The 17040-nt window shown below is 68.3% G+C and carries 16 protein-coding genes and 2 pseudogenes; 10 read left to right on the top strand and 8 right to left on the bottom strand.

Annotation, left to right across the window (positions count from 1 at the left end):
* Nucleotides 1-190 precede the first annotated feature (190 nt).
* The 3 genes from OVA32_RS10145 to OVA32_RS10155 all read left to right on the top strand — a co-directional run bounded on the left by OVA32_RS10145 (nt 191) and on the right by OVA32_RS10155 (nt 3337).
* On the top strand, nt 191-1657 hold the full coding sequence (locus OVA32_RS10145; protein ID WP_248087497.1) for an MFS transporter: 1467 nt from the start codon (nt 191-193) through the stop codon (nt 1655-1657).
* 17 nt (nt 1658-1674) lie between these two features.
* Nucleotides 1675-2244 carry a TetR/AcrR family transcriptional regulator gene (locus OVA32_RS10150; protein WP_081339297.1) on the top strand — a complete coding sequence of 190 codons (570 nt, stop codon included), beginning with the start codon at nt 1675-1677 and terminating at the stop codon, nt 2242-2244.
* A 198-nt stretch (nt 2245-2442) separates the two neighbouring features.
* Nucleotides 2443-3337, top strand: a protein-coding gene (locus tag OVA32_RS10155) for an IS5 family transposase (protein WP_119217444.1) whose coding sequence is annotated in 2 segments (ribosomal slippage) — nt 2443-2799 and nt 2801-3337 — 894 coding nt in all. Because the reading frame shifts where the segments join, the coding sequence is not laid out codon by codon here.
* 227 nt (nt 3338-3564) lie between these two features.
* Here OVA32_RS10155 and OVA32_RS10160 read toward each other — a convergent pair.
* Entirely contained in the window at nt 3565-4167 is a 603-nt protein-coding gene (locus tag OVA32_RS10160; protein WP_036381382.1) for a cadmium resistance transporter, read from the bottom strand.
* Complete coding sequence (gene cmtR, locus OVA32_RS10165) at nt 4164-4523, bottom strand: Cd(II)/Pb(II)-sensing metalloregulatory transcriptional regulator CmtR (RefSeq protein ID WP_248087118.1); 360 nt, start codon at nt 4521-4523, stop codon at nt 4164-4166. The genes OVA32_RS10160 and cmtR (OVA32_RS10165) overlap by 4 nt, the downstream gene beginning before the upstream one ends.
* Before the next feature lie 248 nt (nt 4524-4771).
* Here cmtR (OVA32_RS10165) and OVA32_RS10170 point away from each other — a divergent pair, with 248 nt between their 5' ends.
* Nucleotides 4772-6439, top strand: a complete 1668-nt coding sequence (locus tag OVA32_RS10170; protein ID WP_420709529.1) for a Mu transposase C-terminal domain-containing protein — start codon at nt 4772-4774, stop codon at nt 6437-6439.
* Nucleotides 6433-7059: pseudogene (locus OVA32_RS10175) on the top strand (TniB family NTP-binding protein); the annotation flags it as partial. The gene OVA32_RS10170 and the pseudogene OVA32_RS10175, both read left to right, overlap by 7 nt.
* A gap of 33 nt (nt 7060-7092) precedes the next feature.
* Here OVA32_RS10175 and OVA32_RS10180 read toward each other — a convergent pair.
* The gene (locus tag OVA32_RS10180; RefSeq protein ID WP_042752856.1) at nt 7093-8436 is read right to left on the bottom strand and encodes an IS256-like element ISMlu11 family transposase; all 1344 of its coding nucleotides are present in this window, start codon (nt 8434-8436) and stop codon (nt 7093-7095) included.
* Between the two features lie 56 nt (nt 8437-8492).
* Between OVA32_RS10180 and OVA32_RS10185 the strand changes: the two are divergent.
* From OVA32_RS10185 to OVA32_RS10195, 3 genes and pseudogenes are all read left to right on the top strand, one after another.
* Nucleotides 8493-8792, top strand: a pseudogene (locus OVA32_RS10185) (transposase); the annotation flags it as partial.
* Nucleotides 8789-9955, top strand: a complete 1167-nt coding sequence (locus OVA32_RS10190) for a TniQ family protein (RefSeq protein ID WP_248087112.1) — start codon at nt 8789-8791, stop codon at nt 9953-9955. The pseudogene OVA32_RS10185 and the gene OVA32_RS10190, both read left to right, overlap by 4 nt.
* A 124-nt stretch (nt 9956-10079) precedes the next feature.
* The gene (locus tag OVA32_RS10195; RefSeq protein WP_036313821.1) at nt 10080-10697 is read left to right on the top strand and encodes a recombinase family protein; all 618 of its coding nucleotides are present in this window, start codon (nt 10080-10082) and stop codon (nt 10695-10697) included.
* Between the two features lie 205 nt (nt 10698-10902).
* Here the strand turns inward: OVA32_RS10195 and OVA32_RS10200 are convergent, their stop codons facing one another.
* The 5 genes from OVA32_RS10200 to OVA32_RS10220 all read right to left on the bottom strand — a co-directional run bounded on the left by OVA32_RS10200 (nt 10903) and on the right by OVA32_RS10220 (nt 14527).
* Nucleotides 10903-11811, bottom strand: a complete 909-nt coding sequence (locus tag OVA32_RS10200) for a cation diffusion facilitator family transporter (RefSeq protein ID WP_248087109.1) — start codon at nt 11809-11811, stop codon at nt 10903-10905.
* 30 nt (nt 11812-11841) lie between these two features.
* Complete coding sequence (locus OVA32_RS10205) at nt 11842-12219, bottom strand: ArsR/SmtB family transcription factor (protein ID WP_248087106.1); 378 nt, start codon at nt 12217-12219, stop codon at nt 11842-11844.
* Between the two features lie 54 nt (nt 12220-12273).
* Complete coding sequence (locus OVA32_RS10210) at nt 12274-12933, bottom strand: vitamin K epoxide reductase family protein (RefSeq protein WP_036313831.1); 660 nt, start codon at nt 12931-12933, stop codon at nt 12274-12276.
* Between the two features lie 61 nt (nt 12934-12994).
* Nucleotides 12995-13735, bottom strand: a complete 741-nt coding sequence (locus OVA32_RS10215; protein ID WP_036313834.1) for a DsbA family protein — start codon at nt 13733-13735, stop codon at nt 12995-12997.
* Between the two features lie 42 nt (nt 13736-13777).
* Entirely contained in the window at nt 13778-14527 is a 750-nt protein-coding gene (locus tag OVA32_RS10220; protein ID WP_036313837.1) for a cytochrome c biogenesis CcdA family protein, read from the bottom strand.
* A gap of 152 nt (nt 14528-14679) precedes the next feature.
* Here OVA32_RS10220 and cmtR (OVA32_RS10225) point away from each other — a divergent pair, with 152 nt between their 5' ends.
* Together cmtR (OVA32_RS10225) and OVA32_RS10230 are read left to right on the top strand one after the other, a co-directional pair.
* Complete coding sequence (gene cmtR, locus OVA32_RS10225; RefSeq protein ID WP_060775722.1) at nt 14680-15042, top strand: Cd(II)/Pb(II)-sensing metalloregulatory transcriptional regulator CmtR; 363 nt, start codon at nt 14680-14682, stop codon at nt 15040-15042.
* A complete protein-coding gene (locus OVA32_RS10230) occupies nt 15039-16994 on the top strand; it encodes a heavy metal translocating P-type ATPase (protein ID WP_170721174.1) in 1956 nt (651 codons plus the stop codon). Before cmtR (OVA32_RS10225) ends, OVA32_RS10230 begins: the two co-directional genes overlap by 4 nt.
* The last annotated feature ends 46 nt before the right edge of the window (nt 16995-17040 follow it).

Here is a 17040-nt window from a genome sequence, read left to right on the forward strand (position 1 = left end):
GGGTATACCCGGCTTGACGCCGGGATGGGGCAATGAACACCCAGCTGGATTGTGAGGCATCCCTCTGTCGGAGCGTTGACGTTTACTTTACTAACCTGTTAGTATAGTTTCGTTGATGCGACTACAGGCAGAGGACAGGGGTACAACAGTGAACGACGTTGGATCATCGCCGCGGCGGTGGTGGCTGCTCATGACCGTGGGGGCCGGCCTGCTACTCATCACCCTCGACAATTCGATCCTCTACACCGCCTTGCCTACGTTGACCGCAGACCTCGGCGCGTCCGGATCCTCGACACTGTGGATCATCAACGCCTACCCCCTGGTCATGGCTGGCCTCCTCTTGGGAGCAGGCACACTGGGCGATCGCATCGGCCACCGCCGAATGTTCGTCGTCGGCCTGTGGATCTTCGGTGCCGCATCACTGGCAGCGGCATTCTCGCCCAACCCTGCCTTCCTGATCGGCGCCAGGGCACTCCTCGCTGTGGGGGCCGCAGCGATGATGCCCGCCACGCTTGCTCTGATCCGCCTCGCGTTCGACGATCCTCGTGAGCGCAACATCGCCATCGCCATCTGGGGGAGCCTGTCGATCGCGGGGGCAGCGCTCGGACCCATTCTCGGCGGCGCCCTTCTCGAACGGTTCTGGTGGGGATCTGTTTTCCTCATCAATGTCCCCGTTGTTGCCATCGCACTTGTGGCGACCGCAATCATCGCGCCGCACAACCATCCCGATCCGTCGAAGAAGTGGGATCTCGTCTCATCCCTCTATGCGATGGTCGGGCTGGTGGGCACCGTGCTCGTCATCAAGGAACTGGCCCATATTCCACAGAACTGGGTTCTGATCGCAGGGGCGCTGGCGTCAGCAGTCATCGGGTTCGTCCTCTTCGTGCGACGCCAGGGCCGATTGGAAGAACCACTCATCGAGTTCTCCATCTTCCGCAACCGCGCCTTCGCTGGCGGCTCTCTGGCAGCCTTCTTCGCGATGTTCACCATCGCTGGCGCCCAGCTCGCGACCACACAGCGCTTCCAGCTCGTCGAGGGCTTCACCCCCCTGCAAGCAGGCCTGCTAGTCGCAGCCACCGCGCTTGGCGCCCTGCCCTCAGGTGTCCTAGGGGCCGCGATCCTGCACATCGTGGGCCTGCGGATCATTATCTCCGGCAGCCTCGCCATCGCCGCCCTAGGACTAGCTCTCGCCGTGCTGGCCTCTGCGAACGGATCACTACCCCTGCTGGTCGTCAGCTTCATCGTGACCGGCTTCGGCCTGGGCGGCACCTTCGCCGTCGCTTCCGCCGCCATTATGGGCAACGCGCCTCCGCGAAAGGCCGGCATGGCGGCCTCGATCGAAGAAGTCTCCTATGAGATGGGCTCCCTCTCGGCTGTAGCACTCCTCGGGAGCCTCCTGACCTTCGTCTACGCCACAGTCGTCCGACTCCCGGATGGCACTCCCGCCGCAGCGGGGGAGAGCATTGCCGATGCCCTCGGGATCGCCGACGGAGATCTCGACGTGATCGCAGCCGCCACCTCCGCCTACGACACGGCCTATTTGGTCACGATGATCGTCCTCGCTGTCATGCTGGCTAGTGGAGCCGCTCTGACCAATCGGCTGCTCCGCGCTTACGGGCGCGGCAGCGAGGCAATGGAGTACGCCGAAAACCACTGAACCAATCGGAGGGGCGCATGATGGTGCGTGAGAGCAAGAAGACCATGATCCTCGACGCCGCGATCCAAGTGATCGAGGAAGACGGGATCACAGCAGTCACGTTTGACTCTGTCGCGGCCGCTGCAGGGATCACCAGGGCCGGGATCATCTACCACTTCCCGTCACGAGACGACTTGATCGCTGCGATCCACCAGAGACTCGCTGATCGCTGGGAGCGGCAGTTAGAGATCGCCTGTGGAAAGCCGACCGCTGAGGCAACGCCGATGGAGCGCCTGACCGCCTACATACTCACTTGTTCGACAGCCGCCTCCCGCGCCGAGTTCCAGCTGATTCTCGACAGCCAGCACACCCAGCACAAGGCGATCTGGGAAGACCTCATCGACCGATGGACCGGACGTAGCGAACGAGACGAAGCTGAGCGCGACCAGATGACCTCGCTCGCCCTGCTCGCTGCTGACGGGCTCTGGGTCAACGACCTGATCGGAAGCAGGCCCATCTCACAGGACCACCGGAGTGAAACCGCAAAGCAGATCATCGCGCTACTCCAGAATGACGTCCATGAATCCGAGGCCAAGCCCAACGGGTAAGCGAGCCAGCGCGCGGTTGGAGAAGGCCGGATCGACGAATCCGTCGAGCGCGATGATGGGCAACCCTGTCAAGCAAGATCGCACCCTGGCACCTCTGTCCAGCAGCACCCAACTGGCTCTGACACATGCGCCTAGTGGGTATACCCGCCTAGGGCGTGTCTGAGAATAGATGCACGAGTCAGCTGAGACCCTGGGGACATGTCCCGGTTCCAGATGCTCTCTGACACCCAATGGGAGTTGATCGCCCCGATGCTCCCGACCCGGACCGGCCGCGCCGGCAGGCCGTTCGCCGACGCCCGCACCATGGTGGAGGCGATCATCTACCGGTACCGGTGCGGAATCGCTTGGAGGGATCTGCCCGAGGTCTACGGGCCCTGGCAGACCGTGTGGACCTGGCATCGGCGCTTGGCCGAAGAGGGCACCTGGGACACGGTGCTGGCCACGCTGACCGCCGCCGCTGACGCCGAAGGCCTGATCGATTGGTCGGTCTCGGTGGACTCCACGATCGCCCGCGCGCATCAGCACGCGACGAACATCACCCGCCACACAGGGGGATGGATCGAACTACAAGAATCCGCGTGAGGAGCCGGCCGATCACGGCATCGGGCGCTCCCGTGGCGGGCTGAGCACGAAGATCCATCAGCTCGTCGACGGGACCGGGCTGCCGCTGGTCAGCCTGATCACCCCCGGCCAGGCAGGGGACTCCCCGATGCTGCTTCCTCTTCTGGCGCAGCTGCGCGTGACCCGGCCAGTAGGGCGGCCCCGGACCCGCCCCGAGGCCGTGCTGGGCGATAAGGCGTACTCCTCCCGGGCGATCCGCACCCACCTACGTGCCCGTGGGATCAAAGCGGTCATCCCCGAACCGGCCGACCAGCAGGGCCACCGCAGACGGCGCGGTGCCCGCGGCGGGCGCCCCGTCAGCCTCGACGCGGACGCCTACAAGGGCCGCAACGTCATCGAGCGTCAGTACGCGCACCTGAAGCAGTGGCGGGGTCTGGCGACCCGGTATGACAAGTACGCGATCGTCTACCGGTCCGCTGTGGTGCTGAATGCTGTGATCGCATGGTCCAAACGATTGTCAGACATGCCCTAGACGCCGACCACGTGCCTCTGCGTATCGCTCCGCTCCCCTACCCGTACCCGGTGGCCTGTGGATACCGCTCAAGTAGCTGTGGCTTCGTTCGCTTGGTGGCGGGGTTTTTGCAGCGCTCCGTGGCGGTCTTGTTGCCGCGATCACGCAGGACTGGCTGCAGGTAGGTGTCGCGGTCTGAACCGAGAGGGGTGCGCCCGGTCGGGGCCGTTTGGATCGCTGCCGCTACGTCAGAGTCCGAAGGCTCCGCCGCTGACGAGGATCACGATGCCGAGGCCGATGAGAACGATGGGGAAGAGGACGTGCTCCCAGCGTTCGAGCACTTCGGCGATCGGGGGGCGGGTGGCGACGAACTTTGCCAGGGCCACCAGGACCGCGACGAGCGCGAGGAAGACGATGCAGTAGGCGACTACTGCGAGAGGTTCCACGCTGAGGAAGACAGGGGTGTAGACGCCGATGTTGTCGCCGCCGTTGGCAAGGGTGACGCCTGCGACTGTCCACACGCCGACCTTCTTGCCGGCAACCTTGGCCTCGTCGTCATCGTCGTCATCGTCTCCGCGCCAGGCCTGCCATGCGGCCCATAGGCCGAGGCCCAGCGGGATGAGACCGAAGTACGGGATGGCTGCCGAGGGCAGGAATGCTCCGGCGCCGATGGTCACCAGGACCGCGGCACCGAGGATGCCGGCGAATCCGAGGTACTGGCCGGCCAGAATGCGGGCGGTAGTGCCGCGCTGGCCTGCCCCTCGCGCGAAGAAGAGGGAGAGCACGATGATGTCGTCGATGTTGGTCGCTGCGAACAGGCCCATCGCCTGCAAGACCGAGGTGAGGATCATGCGCCCTCCCCAGCTGCGTCGCATCCGGGAAGCGAGCAGGCGGGATCGATGCACGGGGCGTCTTCGTCCACTGCCAGGGTGGCATCGACCAGTGCCGTCAGCGCCTGCGCCAGGTGCGAATCGGCGATCTCATATCGTGTCCGACGACCCTCGGGCTCGGAGACGACGATCCCGCAATCGCGCAGGCATGCCAGGTGGTTGGACACGTTCGGGCGTGTCAGGTTCAGATCTCGGGCCAGTTCCGCCGGGTAAGCGGGATGGTCGAGCAGGGTCAAGATGATCCGGGATCGAGTGGGGTCGGCCAGTGCACGACCCAGGCGGTTCATCACGTCGAGACGCGAAGCAATAGTCATCATGGACTGAACTATACAGCGCGAACTGAACACTCGGTCACAGGCGTCAGCCCAGATCGCATGCCCGTAAGGGGATCCTTCACCGTACGTCGGGCGAGCTCAGTCCTCGTGTCATTTTCAGAAGTCGACTGCGCTCTCGGGCCCGTCCTCTCGGGGGTGGTGTCGTCGACTCCCGAGCCCTGGTCGTTCAGTAGTCCTGTGCACTAGCGTCGCATCTGCTCAGTAGTCCTGTTCTCTATGAGGAGGCGGGCGTGGACGGCGACCAGGATGAGATGGCTGGACCGGGCGTGCTTGCGGTGCCCGAGCGTGAGTGGGAGCAGGCCCGGTTGCGGGCCGGGGTGATCGGTCGCCTGGCCGAGCACGATCCAGTGGGACTGGCTGCCGTCGACGAAGCCGCGATGGAACTGGGGATCTCCCGGCGCCGGGTGTACGTGCTGCTGGAGCGGTACCGGCGGGGCTCGGGCCTGGTCACTGATCTTGTCCCCCGGCGATCGGATGGTGGCAAGGGTGGGGGCCGGCTGACGGAGCCAGTGGAGCAGATCATCCGTGAGCTGGTGCGCCAGCGGTACTTGACCCGGCAGAAGCGCAGCATTGCCTCCCTGCATCGGGAGATCACGCGGGCCTGCGCCGTGCAGGGGCTGCCGGCTCCGGCACGGAACACGGTGGCCGCGCGGATCGCTCGGATGAATCCGGTCGAGGTGGGCCGGCGGCGCGAGGGGGCCGAGAGCGTCCGGCCGTTGCAATCGGCCGGGGACGAGGTTCCGGTAGTCGAGTCGATCCTGGACCAGGTGCAGATCGATCACACGGTCATGGATCTGATCGTGGTCGATGACCGTGACCGTCAGCCGATCGGACGGCCGTATCTGACGGTGGCCATCGACGTGGGCAGTCGGTGTCTGGTTGGAATGGTGGTGACCTTGGAGCCGCCCTCGGCGGTGTCGGTGGGGTTGTGCCTGGCCCATGCGGCCGGTGACAAGCGGCCCTGGCTGGAGCGGCTCGGAATCGACGCGGCCTGGCCGATGAGTGGCAAGCCGAAGGCCCTGTATGTGGACAATGCTCGGGAGTTCAAGAGCGAAGCGCTCACCCGCGGGTGCGACCAGCACGGTATCAGCCTCGACTACCGCCCGCTGGGCCGGCCGCATTACGGCGGGATCGTCGAGCGGGTCATCGGCACGGCCATGCGACAGATCCACGAGCTGCCGGGGACCACGTTTTCGAACCCAGTCGAGCGTGGAGCGTACGACGCCGAGAAGATGGCCGCACTGACGATTGCCGAGTTGGAGCGGTGGCTGGTGTTGGCTGTGGCGACCTACCACGGCACGGTGCACTCCACGCTGGGCCAGACCCCGGCCGGACGGTGGGTCGAGTCGGTCGCAGCGACCAGTACCCCGATGACGACGGCCAACCCGACGGCGTTCTTAGTGGACTTTCTGCCCGTGTTCCGCCGCAAGCTCACGCGCACCGGGTTTGTTCTGGACCATGTCCACTATTTCGCCAATGCGCTCAAGCCGTGGATCGCACGCCGCGAGGCCCTGGAGCGGTTCCTCATCCGGCGGGATCCGCGCGATATCAGCCGCATCTGGGTGCTGGACCCCGAGGGCACCGCGTACATCGAGGTCCCGTATCGGGCGTTGTCGAACCCGGCGGTCAGCGTGTGGGAGCACCGGCAGGCTCTGGCCCGGCTGCGCGAGCGTGGGGCCACCGAAGTCGACGAGTCGGGCCTGTTCCGGATGATCGAGCAGATGCGCACCATCTCCGAGACCGCCCAGAAGACCACCAAGCGCACCCGCCGCGAGAGGCAACGCCGCACCCAGACCGGGACGACCACTACGAGGCCGACGCCCCCGGTGCCGGAACCACCGGTCGTACCAACGGACTTGGATGTGGTGGCCCGGTTCGGGGAGATCGAGCAATGGTGAATGCCAACGAGTACGAGCCGCTGGAGCTGTCCCACTTGCACCCGGCCGCGCAGCCGGTGGCGCGATTGCCGGCGGCCGAGCGGGTCCAGCGGATCCGCGCGGACCGCTGGATCGGCTACCCGAAGGCGGTCGAGGCCGTCGAGCGTCTGGAGACCATGCTCGGCTGGCCGGCGAAGCAGCGCATGCCCAACCTGCTACTGGTGGGCCCGACAAACAACGGCAAGTCGATGATCATCGAGCGCTTCCGCCGGCAGCACCCGCCCAGCTCCGAACCGGACCGGGAGCAGGTCCCGGTGGTGTGCGTGCAGATGCCCTCGGAACCATCACCCTTGCGGTTCTACACCGCGATCCTGTCCGTCCTGGGCGCACCCCTGCGGCCCCGGCCTCGTCTGGTGGAGCTCGAACGCCTCGCCTTGTCCCTGCTGCGCGAGGTCGGGGCGCGGATGCTGGTCGTTGATGAGCTGCACAACGTGCTGGCCGGTCGCGGGGACACCCGTCGGGAGTTCCTGAACCTACTGCGGTTTCTGGGCAACGAACTGCGCATCCCGCTGGTCGGGGTCGGCACCCGCGAGGCCTACCTGGCGGTGCGCTCCGATGACCAGTTGGAGAACCGCTTCGAAGGGCGTGTCAACTTGTCTGTGTAAGCGGGGTGGTCACAGGTAGGGGTTGATCCGGTCGGGGTAGGCCGCGGCGAGCTGGGCGAGGGCCTGCTTCCAGTTCGTGACGGCCTGACCTTCGACGAGCCGGCCCTGGGCTTTGCGCTGGCCGGCGGGTTTGCCCCGGTCCCGAGCGCGTTCGGCGGCGCGTTTGTCTTCGATGTTGCAGATCGCCAGCCAGAGCAGCTTCACCGCCGCCTCGGTCGAGGGGAAGTGGCCGCGGTTCTTGGTCACCTTCCGTAGCTGGAAGTTCAGCGACTCGATGCTGTTGGTCGTGTAGATGACCTTGCGGAGCATGGGTGGGAACTGCAGGAACGGGATGAACCGCTCCCAGGAGTTCGCCCAGGTCGCGGCTGCAGACGGGTACTTCGTGCCGAGCTCGGAGGCCTCGAACTCGGCCAGCGCCTTCCTCGCGGTCTCTTCGTTGGGGGCGGTGTAGATCGGCTTCAGCGCGGCGGCGACCTTCTTGCGGTCCTGGTAGGCCACGAACCGCATCGCGGCCCGGATCAGGTGAACCACGCAGGTCTGGACCATCGAGTCCGGCCACGTCGCCTCGATCGCCTCCGGCAGGCCCTTGAGCCCGTCGCAGCACACGATCAGCACGTCCTGCACGCCCCGGTTGGCGAGATCGGCGCAGACGTGGGCCCAGAACGCCGAGCCCTCGGTGTCCTGGACCCAGATCCCCAGCACGTGCTTGATGCCCTCGAGGTCCACGCCGACGGCGATGTAGGCGGCACGGTTGAGGACCTGGCTGTTCTCTCGGATCTTGATCCGGATTGCGTCGAGATAGATCACCGGATAGAACTCCTCCAGCGGCCGCGACTGCCACGCCAGGACCTCTTCGCTCACGGCGTCGGTGATGTTGGAGATCGTCTCGTGCGACAGGTCCGTGCCGATCGTGGAGGCCAGGTGGTGCTGGATGTCCCGGATCGTCATTCCGCCGGCATAGAGGCTGATGATCATGTCATCCAGGCCCCCGAGGCGCCGCTGGCCCTTGGGCACCAGGCGCGGGGTGAACGACCCGCCCCGGTCTCGCGGGACGTCCAGCTCGATCGGCCCGACCTCGGACTCCACGGTCTTCGGGGTGGTCCCGTTGCGGGAGTTGGCGTGCTTCGGCGCCTCGCTCGAGCCCTTCTCGTAGCCCAGATGGCTGGTCAGCTCGGCCTGCAGGCCCCGCTCGAGCGCGGCCTTGACCAGCGCGGGCACGAACCCGCCGTCACCGGTGAGCTCGACGCCGCCCGCGTCGATCTGCGCGAATAGGGAATCAAGCTGCCCTGAGGCTTTCAGCTGCTCGACCAGGTCCTGGCCCGAGGGCTCGCCTGGGTTCTTCTCGTCGATCATGGTCATGATTCTTACCGTTCCTCTCGGTACGGCTTACACAGACCATCTGACACGCCCGCTTCGAACCCTTCGTGCTCCCGCTCTGGGAGGCCGACGACCAGGCGAGATCCCTGCTGGCCAGCTTCGCCGCCTCCTTCCCCCTCCGGAAACCATCGGTGATCGACACCGAGGACATGGCCCGCTACCTGCTGGCCCGCAGCGAGGGCACCATCGGGGAGCTGGCCCACCTGCTGACCGCGGCCGCGGTGACCGCCGTCGAGTCCGGCCTCGAGGCCATCGACCACCGGACCCTGACGATGGCTAACTACACCGGGCCGACCGAACGCCGCCGGGTCTTCGAACGCGAGCTGCTGTGAGCACTCGGTGGCCGGTGCACCCGGCCCCGGTCACCGGTGAGGCACTCACCTCCTGGCTGCGCCGGATAGCCCACCGCTACGGGGCCGAGGTCGAGGACCTCGTTCTCGATACCGGGTTCTGCATCTCCCGCCCCGGGGACCTGGACGTGGCCGCCCCGGAGGAACTCATCAACCAGCTAGCCGGCCGCACCAGAACCGGAACCGACACCATACGGGCCATGACTCTCGGCGGGCAGACCCCCTGGCTGCTGGACCAACTCGAGCCAGCGGCGGAGGCCTACACCACCTATACCCGCCAGCTGGCGGTACTGCTGCCCCGGGGAAGGAGACGCGACCGTACCGTGGAGGACTGGCGGGCCTGGTTGCCCACGGATGCCGGCTGGCAACACCGGGCCTGTCCGCGCTGCACCATGGAATCCACCCCTCCCTGCCCCTACCAACTGGCGTGGCTGGTGCCCCTAATGCTCTCCTGCCCCGTCCACCACTGCCGACTCGAACGCCACAACGGCCCGGTGGGCTACCACGACTTCTGGCACGTCTCGCCGGGTAGGCCCGAGCCGCGACCGGTCGGGGCGGCGATCCGGAGCATGGACCAGCGGACCTGGCAGGCCCTGACCACAGGATCCGTCGCCCTTCCCCGACACCGGGTGCACGCAGGCCTCTGGTTCCGACTACTCAGGACGCTGCTCGACGAGCTCGGCGCGACCATCATCGAATGCGGCGCACCCGGCCGGCTGACACGACAGGTGTGGGACCGCACCGGCCACCCGGTCCGCGCCGGACAGGGCCCGTGGCGCCCCTACGAGGAACTCTCCGATCAGCGCCAACTCCAGTCCCTGGAAGCCGCCGCCACCGCGATACACCTGCTCGAAACCCGGGCCATGACCTGCCCCGGACGCGAAGCCGAGGTGTTCCTGCCCCAACCGGACATTTCCCGCGACCCCGGCAGCACCGAACAAACCACGGACCCCACCGCCATCCGTTGGCAGGAGATCAAAAAGAACTTTCAGGCCGTCGTCGAGGAAGCCCGGACCACCCCCGAGACCGCCCGCCAACTCTTCAACTTCTGCACGATGTACCGCCGCGACAACGACGAAGTGATCCAAGGCGTCCGGAGCAATTTCACCGAGCTCGGCATCCCTTCGGACTACCTGTCACCATAGCTGCGCCGTGACCGTCTGCGAGACGTAGAATAAATGACCGGTTACGTGACAATATTTCTCAACACCTCGCTCTGCGGGCCTCGTGTCACATAAACGATCGAATAAATGACCGGGGTGGTGGGCGGTGCTCGTGGGGTACATGCGGGTGTCTAAGGCTGACGGCTCCCAGGCCACCGACCTGCAACGCGACGCCCTGCTCGAAGCCGGCGTGGAACCGGAGGCTCTGTACGAGGACAAGGCCTCCGGCAAGAGCGATGACCGTCCCCATCTGGCCGCGTGCCTGAAAGCGCTGCGGGCCGGGGATACCCTGCTGGTGTGGAAGCTGGACCGACTCGGCCGGGACCTGCGCCACCTGGTCAACATCGTGCACGAGCTCACCGAGCGGGGCGTGGGCCTGAAGGTGCTCACCGGCCAGGGGGCGGCGATTGACACCACGACCGCCTCCGGCAAGCTGGTGTTCGGGATCTTCGCCGCCCTGGCCGAGTTCGAACGCGAGCTGATCTCCGAACGCACCAAGGCCGGCCTGGCCTCGGCCCGGGCCCGAGGCCGCAAGGGCGGCCGGCCCTACAAGATGACCCCGGCCAAGATCCGCCTGGCGATGGCCTCGATGGGGAACAAGGACACCAACGTCGGTGCCCTGTGTAAGGAACTGGGCATCACCCGCCAGACCCTCTACCGCCACGTCTCACCCACGGGGGAACTGCGCGAAGCCGGACAGAAGGTGCTGGCCCAACGCCGATGACCACCGCGGGCTGCGGAGCTGTGTGCCGCCGATGGTGACCCACCCGGGGGCGTGTCGTATGACGTGCCGTCGCGGGACGGACCACCGGACGGGTCATGCGGGATGTCCCTAGTGGCGTGCCACTGTTCATCCATGTCGGCTGCGGGTGTGTCCGGTGGGGGGTTCCTCCTGCGGACGCGTCTATTGCTCAACCAGCCCCACTGGGTCAGTGGTGGGTGGGGTGTTCGTGGTGGGCGTGGGCGGCGGGTTCGAGTTGGAAGGTGGAGTGGTCGATCGCCACGTCGAAGTGCTCGGCGACGCAGTGTTGGAGCTGGTCCAGGATCTGGGGGGCGTGCCCGTCGTGGAAGCAGTGGTCCTCGACGACGACGTGGGCGCTGAGCACGGGGACCCCGGTGGCGATCTGGGAGGCGTGCAGGTCGTGCACGGACACCACGTGCGGCACCGCTTCAAGGTGGTCCCGAACCTCGGCGAGGTCCAGGTCCCGGGGGGTGGATTCGAGCAGGATGTGCGCGGCCTCGGCCAGGATCTTCAGGGCGCGGGGCACAATCAACACGGCGATGAGCATCCCGGCCACGGCGTCGGCCTGCGCCCAGCCGGTGGTGGCGATGACCAGGGCGCTGGCGATCACGGCCACCGAGCCCAGCGCATCGTTGAGGACCTCCAGGAACGCGGCGCGCATGTTCAGGTTGGCCCCGCGGCCGGAGCCGAGGACGGCCAGCGAGGCGAGGTTACCGGCCAAGCCGAGGATCCCGAACAGCAGCAGAGGGCCGGAGGCTACCTCGGGCGGGGCGAACAGTCGCTGCAGGCCCTCGATGAAGGCGTAGAGACCCACGGCCAGCAGGATGGCGGCCTGGGCCAGGGCGGCCAACACCTCGGCGCGCAGGAACCCCCAGGTGCGCCGGGCCGTGGGCGGCCGGGCCATCAGGGTGGAGGCCAGCAGGGCCATCAGCAACCCGCCAGCGTCGGTGAGCATGTGCGCCGCGTCCACCAGTAGGGCCAGGCTGCCGGTGATCAGCGCCCCGGCCACCTCGGCCAGCAGCACCGCCGTGGTGATGGCGAAAGCGACCGCCAGCCGCCAGCGGTGCGCCGGCGAGGCGTGGTGGTGTGCACCCATTAACTGTGTCCTCCTTCTCCGGGACCGGGCTCAGGCCACGGCGGGGCCGTCGGGGCCCGGGGTGCCGGAGTGTGGGCAGAGCTCGACCGCGTGCCCGGTGACCGTCAGCAGCCGCTCGGCGGCGGCCAGCACCTGAAGCAGCTCGGGCTCGGCGGCCAGGGCGTACAGCGAGGCCCGGCCCACCGGCCGGGAGGCCACCAACCCGCAGCCGGCCAGGCAGGCCAGGTGCGCACTGACCGTGGACTGGGCCAACCCGAGGTGCTCGGTCAGCTCGCGCACCTTGTGCTCCCCGGTGGCCAGGTGCCGCAGGATCGCCAACCGGGTGGGGTCGGAGAACCCGTGGAACAGCGCCGCCGCCGGGCCCAGGCCCGCCGCCGGGGACACCCCCGGCTCCTTAATCATCGTCATACGACGATGATAGCGCCTTCAGTCGATAATGGCGAGGTCGCGCCCCAGGACCGGTCAGAAGCCGGTGAAGGCGGGGAGGAACTGGACGAAGACCGAGCCGGCGACGGCGACGTAGGCGACGGCGATGAGGGTCCCGGCCCAGCCGGTGGCGAACCGGACCACCCCCGGCGGGGCGGGGATCACGCCGTGGGCGAGGTTGCGGGCGGTGAGCAGGAGGAACAGGGGGATCATGGCCGCCCAGACGATCATGCAGTACAGGCAGAGGATGTAGATCTCGTACAGGGCCTGGAACCACAGCCAGGCCACGAACCCTATCCCGAGGGTGACCCCGGCCTGCAGCCCGAGCCAGTACCCGCGGCCGGGCCGGGCCCCGGAGAGCACGACCATCGCGGTGGAGATCACCACGGCGAAGGCGACGATGCCGATCAGCGGGTTGGGGAAGCCGAACAGCTCGGACTGCCAGGTGCCCATGACCCGTCCGCAGGACACCCAGGGGTTGATGTCACAGCTGGTGGTGTGGCCGGGGTTCTCGTAGAGGGCGAGGCGTTCGAGGACCAGGGTCGCCGAGGCGATCCAGCCGACGGCGCCGGTGACGAGCAGCACCAGGCCGAAGGCCCGGCGCCCGGTGAACCACGCCGGGGCCGGCGCCGGGCCGGCTGCCGATACTGGGGAGGCGGCGCTCGGGGCGGTGGGCTCGGTGAGCCGGTCGGTCATGGGAAGTCCTTTGCTCTCGGTCCTCTGCTCTGGCCCGGGTGGCCGCGGATGGTCCGGGCGGTCAGTCCTGGGTGGCGGCCTCGACGGCGGCGGTGAACTCTTCCAGGCTGTTCACGGTGAGCGGCTCACCGTCGAGGTAGAAGGTCGGGGTCCCGGCCACGCCCAGGGCGGTGCCGTCGGCCACGTCCAGCTCGACCCGGTCCCGGGTGGCCGGGTCGGCCACCGCGGCATCGTAGGCGGCCATGTCCAGGCCCAACTCTTCGGCGTAGGCCCGGAAGACCGGGCTGCGGTCCTCCGTGGTGTGGCTCCACTCGGTCTGGGTCTCGAACATCTTCTGGTACATCGACTCGTAGGCGCCCTGCTGGGCAGCGGCCTCCACGGCGATGGCCGCGGTGACCGAGTTCGGGTGGCCCGGCAGCGGGAAGTACCGGTGCACGAAGGTCACGGTGTCCGCATACTCGGCGCGCAGGTCCTCCACGAAGGGGTAAGCCGCCGCGCAGGCCTCGCACTCGAAGTCCAGGAACTCCACCAGCACGGCCTTCTCATTGGGGGCCTGCGAGAGCACCCGGCTATTCTCCCGCACCAACTGACCGGCAGACCCAGTCGACTGCCCGGTGGACTGGGCGGTGGACTGGTTGGGGTCCTGCTGCTGGGCGGTGGCGGTCCCGCGGGCCACAAGGTAACCGATGAGGGCGGCGGCCACGACCAGGCCCAGCAGCACCCAGACCACGATCTTGGCCCGGCGCTGCCGGGACGGGGTGGGAGAAGACGGGGTGGAAGCGGTGGGGTCAGGGGAAGTCACGAGCGGTCCAATCCGTGAGGTGGGGGGCGTGTGCGGGCGGGGTTAGACGGGGGTGGTGAAGGTGCCGGCCAGGTTCTGCAGCTGGTAGATCCACAGGGTCCAGATCCCGGTGACCATCAGCACCCCGACGAGCACCAGCAGTACCCCGCCGATGATGTTGAAGGCGCGGATGTGGCGGCGGACGAAGCCCAGCGTTCGGGTGACCCAGTCCAGGCCCATCGCCACCAGCACGAAGGGGATGCCCAGGCCCAGACAGTAGAGGAAGCCCAGCAGGGCCCCGCGCCAGGGGTCCCCGGTGGTGGTGCTCAACGCCAGCACGGCGCTGAGGGTCGGGCCCATACACGGGGTCCAGCCCAGGCCGAAGACCACCCCGAGCAGCGGGGCCCCGGCGATCCCGGTCCTGGGCTGGAAGGACATCCGCCGGGTGTTCTGCAGGAACGGCAGCCAGCCGATGAGCACCAGGCCCATCAGGATCACGAACACCCCCAAGGCCCGGATCAGCGCGTCCTGCCACTGCAACAGCCACCCGCCGATCACCCCGAAGGCGGCCCCGTAGAGGGTGAACACCGCGGCGAAGCCCATAATGAACAGTCCCACCCCGGTCATCACCCGGCGCCGGTTGTCCGCCCGGCGCGGGTCGGCCAGCCCGGAGACATACCCCAGGTATCCGGGCACCAGCGGCAAGATGCACGGGGAGAGGAAGGACACCAGCCCGGCGACCACGGCCAGCGGCATCGCCACCAGCAGTGCCCCGGACTGGACCATCTCGGCGAAGAACCCACCCAGGCTCATGGCCGTCCTCCTCGGCCCCGGCAGCGGCGATGCGGGAAGGTGGGGCAGCAACGGGCAGTCACGGAGGGTCCTCACTGATTCAATCGATCGGGGTCGCCCGGCCCGGGCGAAACCCCGCAAGAGACTACAGCGCAGGCTGTATAGTTCACCACATGCTGACGATTGCGACACGGTTGGACGTGATGAACCGGCTGGGCCGGGCGATGGCCGACCCCACCCGATCCCGGATCCTGCTGTCCCTGCTGGAGGGCCCCGGGTATCCGGCCGAGCTGGCCCAGGCCCTGGGGCTGAGCCGGTCGAACGTGTCGAACCACCTGGCCTGCCTGCGGGACTGCGGGATCGTGGCCGTCGAGCACCAGGGCCGCCGCACCCGGTACGCGATCGTCGATGCGCACCTGGCCCGGGCGCTGAGCAGTCTGCTCGAGGTGACCCTCGCGGTGGATGCCTCCGCGCCCTGCCTGGACCCGGGCTGCCCGGTACCCGGGTGCTGCGACACGGCGGAGGTGGCCTCGTGAGCGCCGCCTGCGGCTGCGAGGCCCCGACCCCCACTCCCGGTGCACCCGAGGAGCACGAGGAGCACCGGCCGTGGTGGCGCGATGCAGCCATCCTGCTCCCGGCGCTCTCCGGGCTGGCGTTCCTCACCGGGCTGGTCCTGGAATGGTCCGGGGCCGGTCTCGTGGCCACGGTGGTGTTCTGGGTCGGGCTGGTGCTGGGCGCCTGGACCTTCGTGCCCGGGGCGCTGCGCGGATTGTTCACCCGGGGCCGGCTCGGGATCGGACTGCTGATGACGATCAGCGCCATCGGCGCGGTGATCCTGGGCTACATCGAGGAGGCCGCCGCCCTGGCGTTCCTGTACTCCATCGCCGAGGCCCTGGAAGACAAGGCCATGGACCGGGCCCGGGCGGGCCTGCGCGCCCTGCTGAAACTGGTGCCCGAGACCGCGACCATCCGGGCCGGCGGGGCCACGGTGGAGGTCGAGGCCAAGGACCTGCGACCCGGGCAGGTGCTCGTGGTCCGGCCCGGGGAACGGGTCGCCACCGACGGGATCGTGCGTACCGGGCGCAGTTCCCTGGACACCTCGGCGATCACCGGCGAGTCCATCCCGGTCGAGGTCGGCCCGGGAGACACCGTCTCGGCCGGGTCGATCAATACCGCCGGGGCCCTGGAGATTGACGCCACCGCCGCCGGCACCGACAACTCCCTGACCACCATCGTGCACCTGGTCGAACAGGCCCAGGCCGAGAAGGGGGACCGGGCCCGGCTGGCCGACCGGATCGCGAAGCCCCTGGTGCCCGGGGTGCTCATCCTGGCCGTGCTCGTCGCGGCCCTCGGGTCCCTGCTCGGGGACCCGGAACTGTGGATCACCCGCGCCCTGGTGGTGTTGGTGGCCGCCTCGCCCTGCGCGCTGGCCATCGCGGTGCCGGTCACCGTGGTCTCGGCGATCGGCGCGGCCAGCCGGTTCGGGGTGGTCATCAAATCCGGGGCCGCCTTCGAGCGCCTCGGCGGGATCCGCCACCTGGCGGTGGACAAGACCGGGACCCTGACCCGCAACCAGCCCACCGTCACCGCCGTGCTCGCCGCCCCCGGCATCACCGAGGACCAAGTGCTGGGCTGGGCCGCGGCACTGGAACAGCACAGCACCCACCCGTTGGCCGCGGCCATCACCGCCGCCACCCCGGACACGCCCGCGGCCGAGGGCGTCACCGAGACCGCCGGGCACGGGATCACCGGCCGCCTGGACGGGGCTACCGTCACCGTCGGCAGCCCCCGCTGGCTGGCCCCCGGCCCCCTGGCGGCCCAGGTCCAGGGGCTGGAGGACCAGGGCATGACCGTGGTCATCATCCACCGCGACGGGGCGGTCGCCGGGGCCATCGGGGTCCGTGACGAACTGCGCCCTGAGGTCCCCACCGTCGTGACCACCCTGACCGGCCAGGGCATCGACCTGACCATGCTCACCGGGGACAACGCCCGCACCGCCCGGGCGATCGCCGACCAGGCCGGCATCGACGACGTGCGCGCCGAGTTGCGCCCCGAGGACAAGGCCACCGCCGTCCACCAGTTGACCGGCACCCGGCCCACCGCGATGATCGGTGACGGCATCAACGACTCTCCCGCCCTGGCCGCCGCCGAGGTCGGCATCGCCATGGGCGCCACCGGCTCGGACGCAGCCATCGAATCCGCCGATGTCGCCTTCACCGGCCACGACCTGCGCCTGATCCCCCAAGCTCTGGCCCACGCCCGCCGCGGCCGGGCCATCATCAATCAGAACATCATTCTCTCGCTGCTGATCATCGCCGTGCTGCTGCCGCTGGCCATCACCGGCGTCCTCGGCCTGGCCGCCGTGGTCCTGGTCCACGAGGTCGCCGAGGTCATCGTCATCGGCAACGGCCTGCGCGCCGCCACCACCCGACGCACCGCCCTGGAACCCCTCACCGACCGGCAAGCCCAACCCGCCACCACGGGATGAGCTCCTACCGTGCCTGCGGGACAGAGACGCCCAGGCCCGGTGAGAC

The organism is Micrococcus sp. SL257, assembly GCF_026625585.1.
In the GTDB taxonomy this organism is placed as follows: Bacteria; Actinomycetota; Actinomycetes; order Actinomycetales; family Micrococcaceae; genus Micrococcus; species Micrococcus luteus.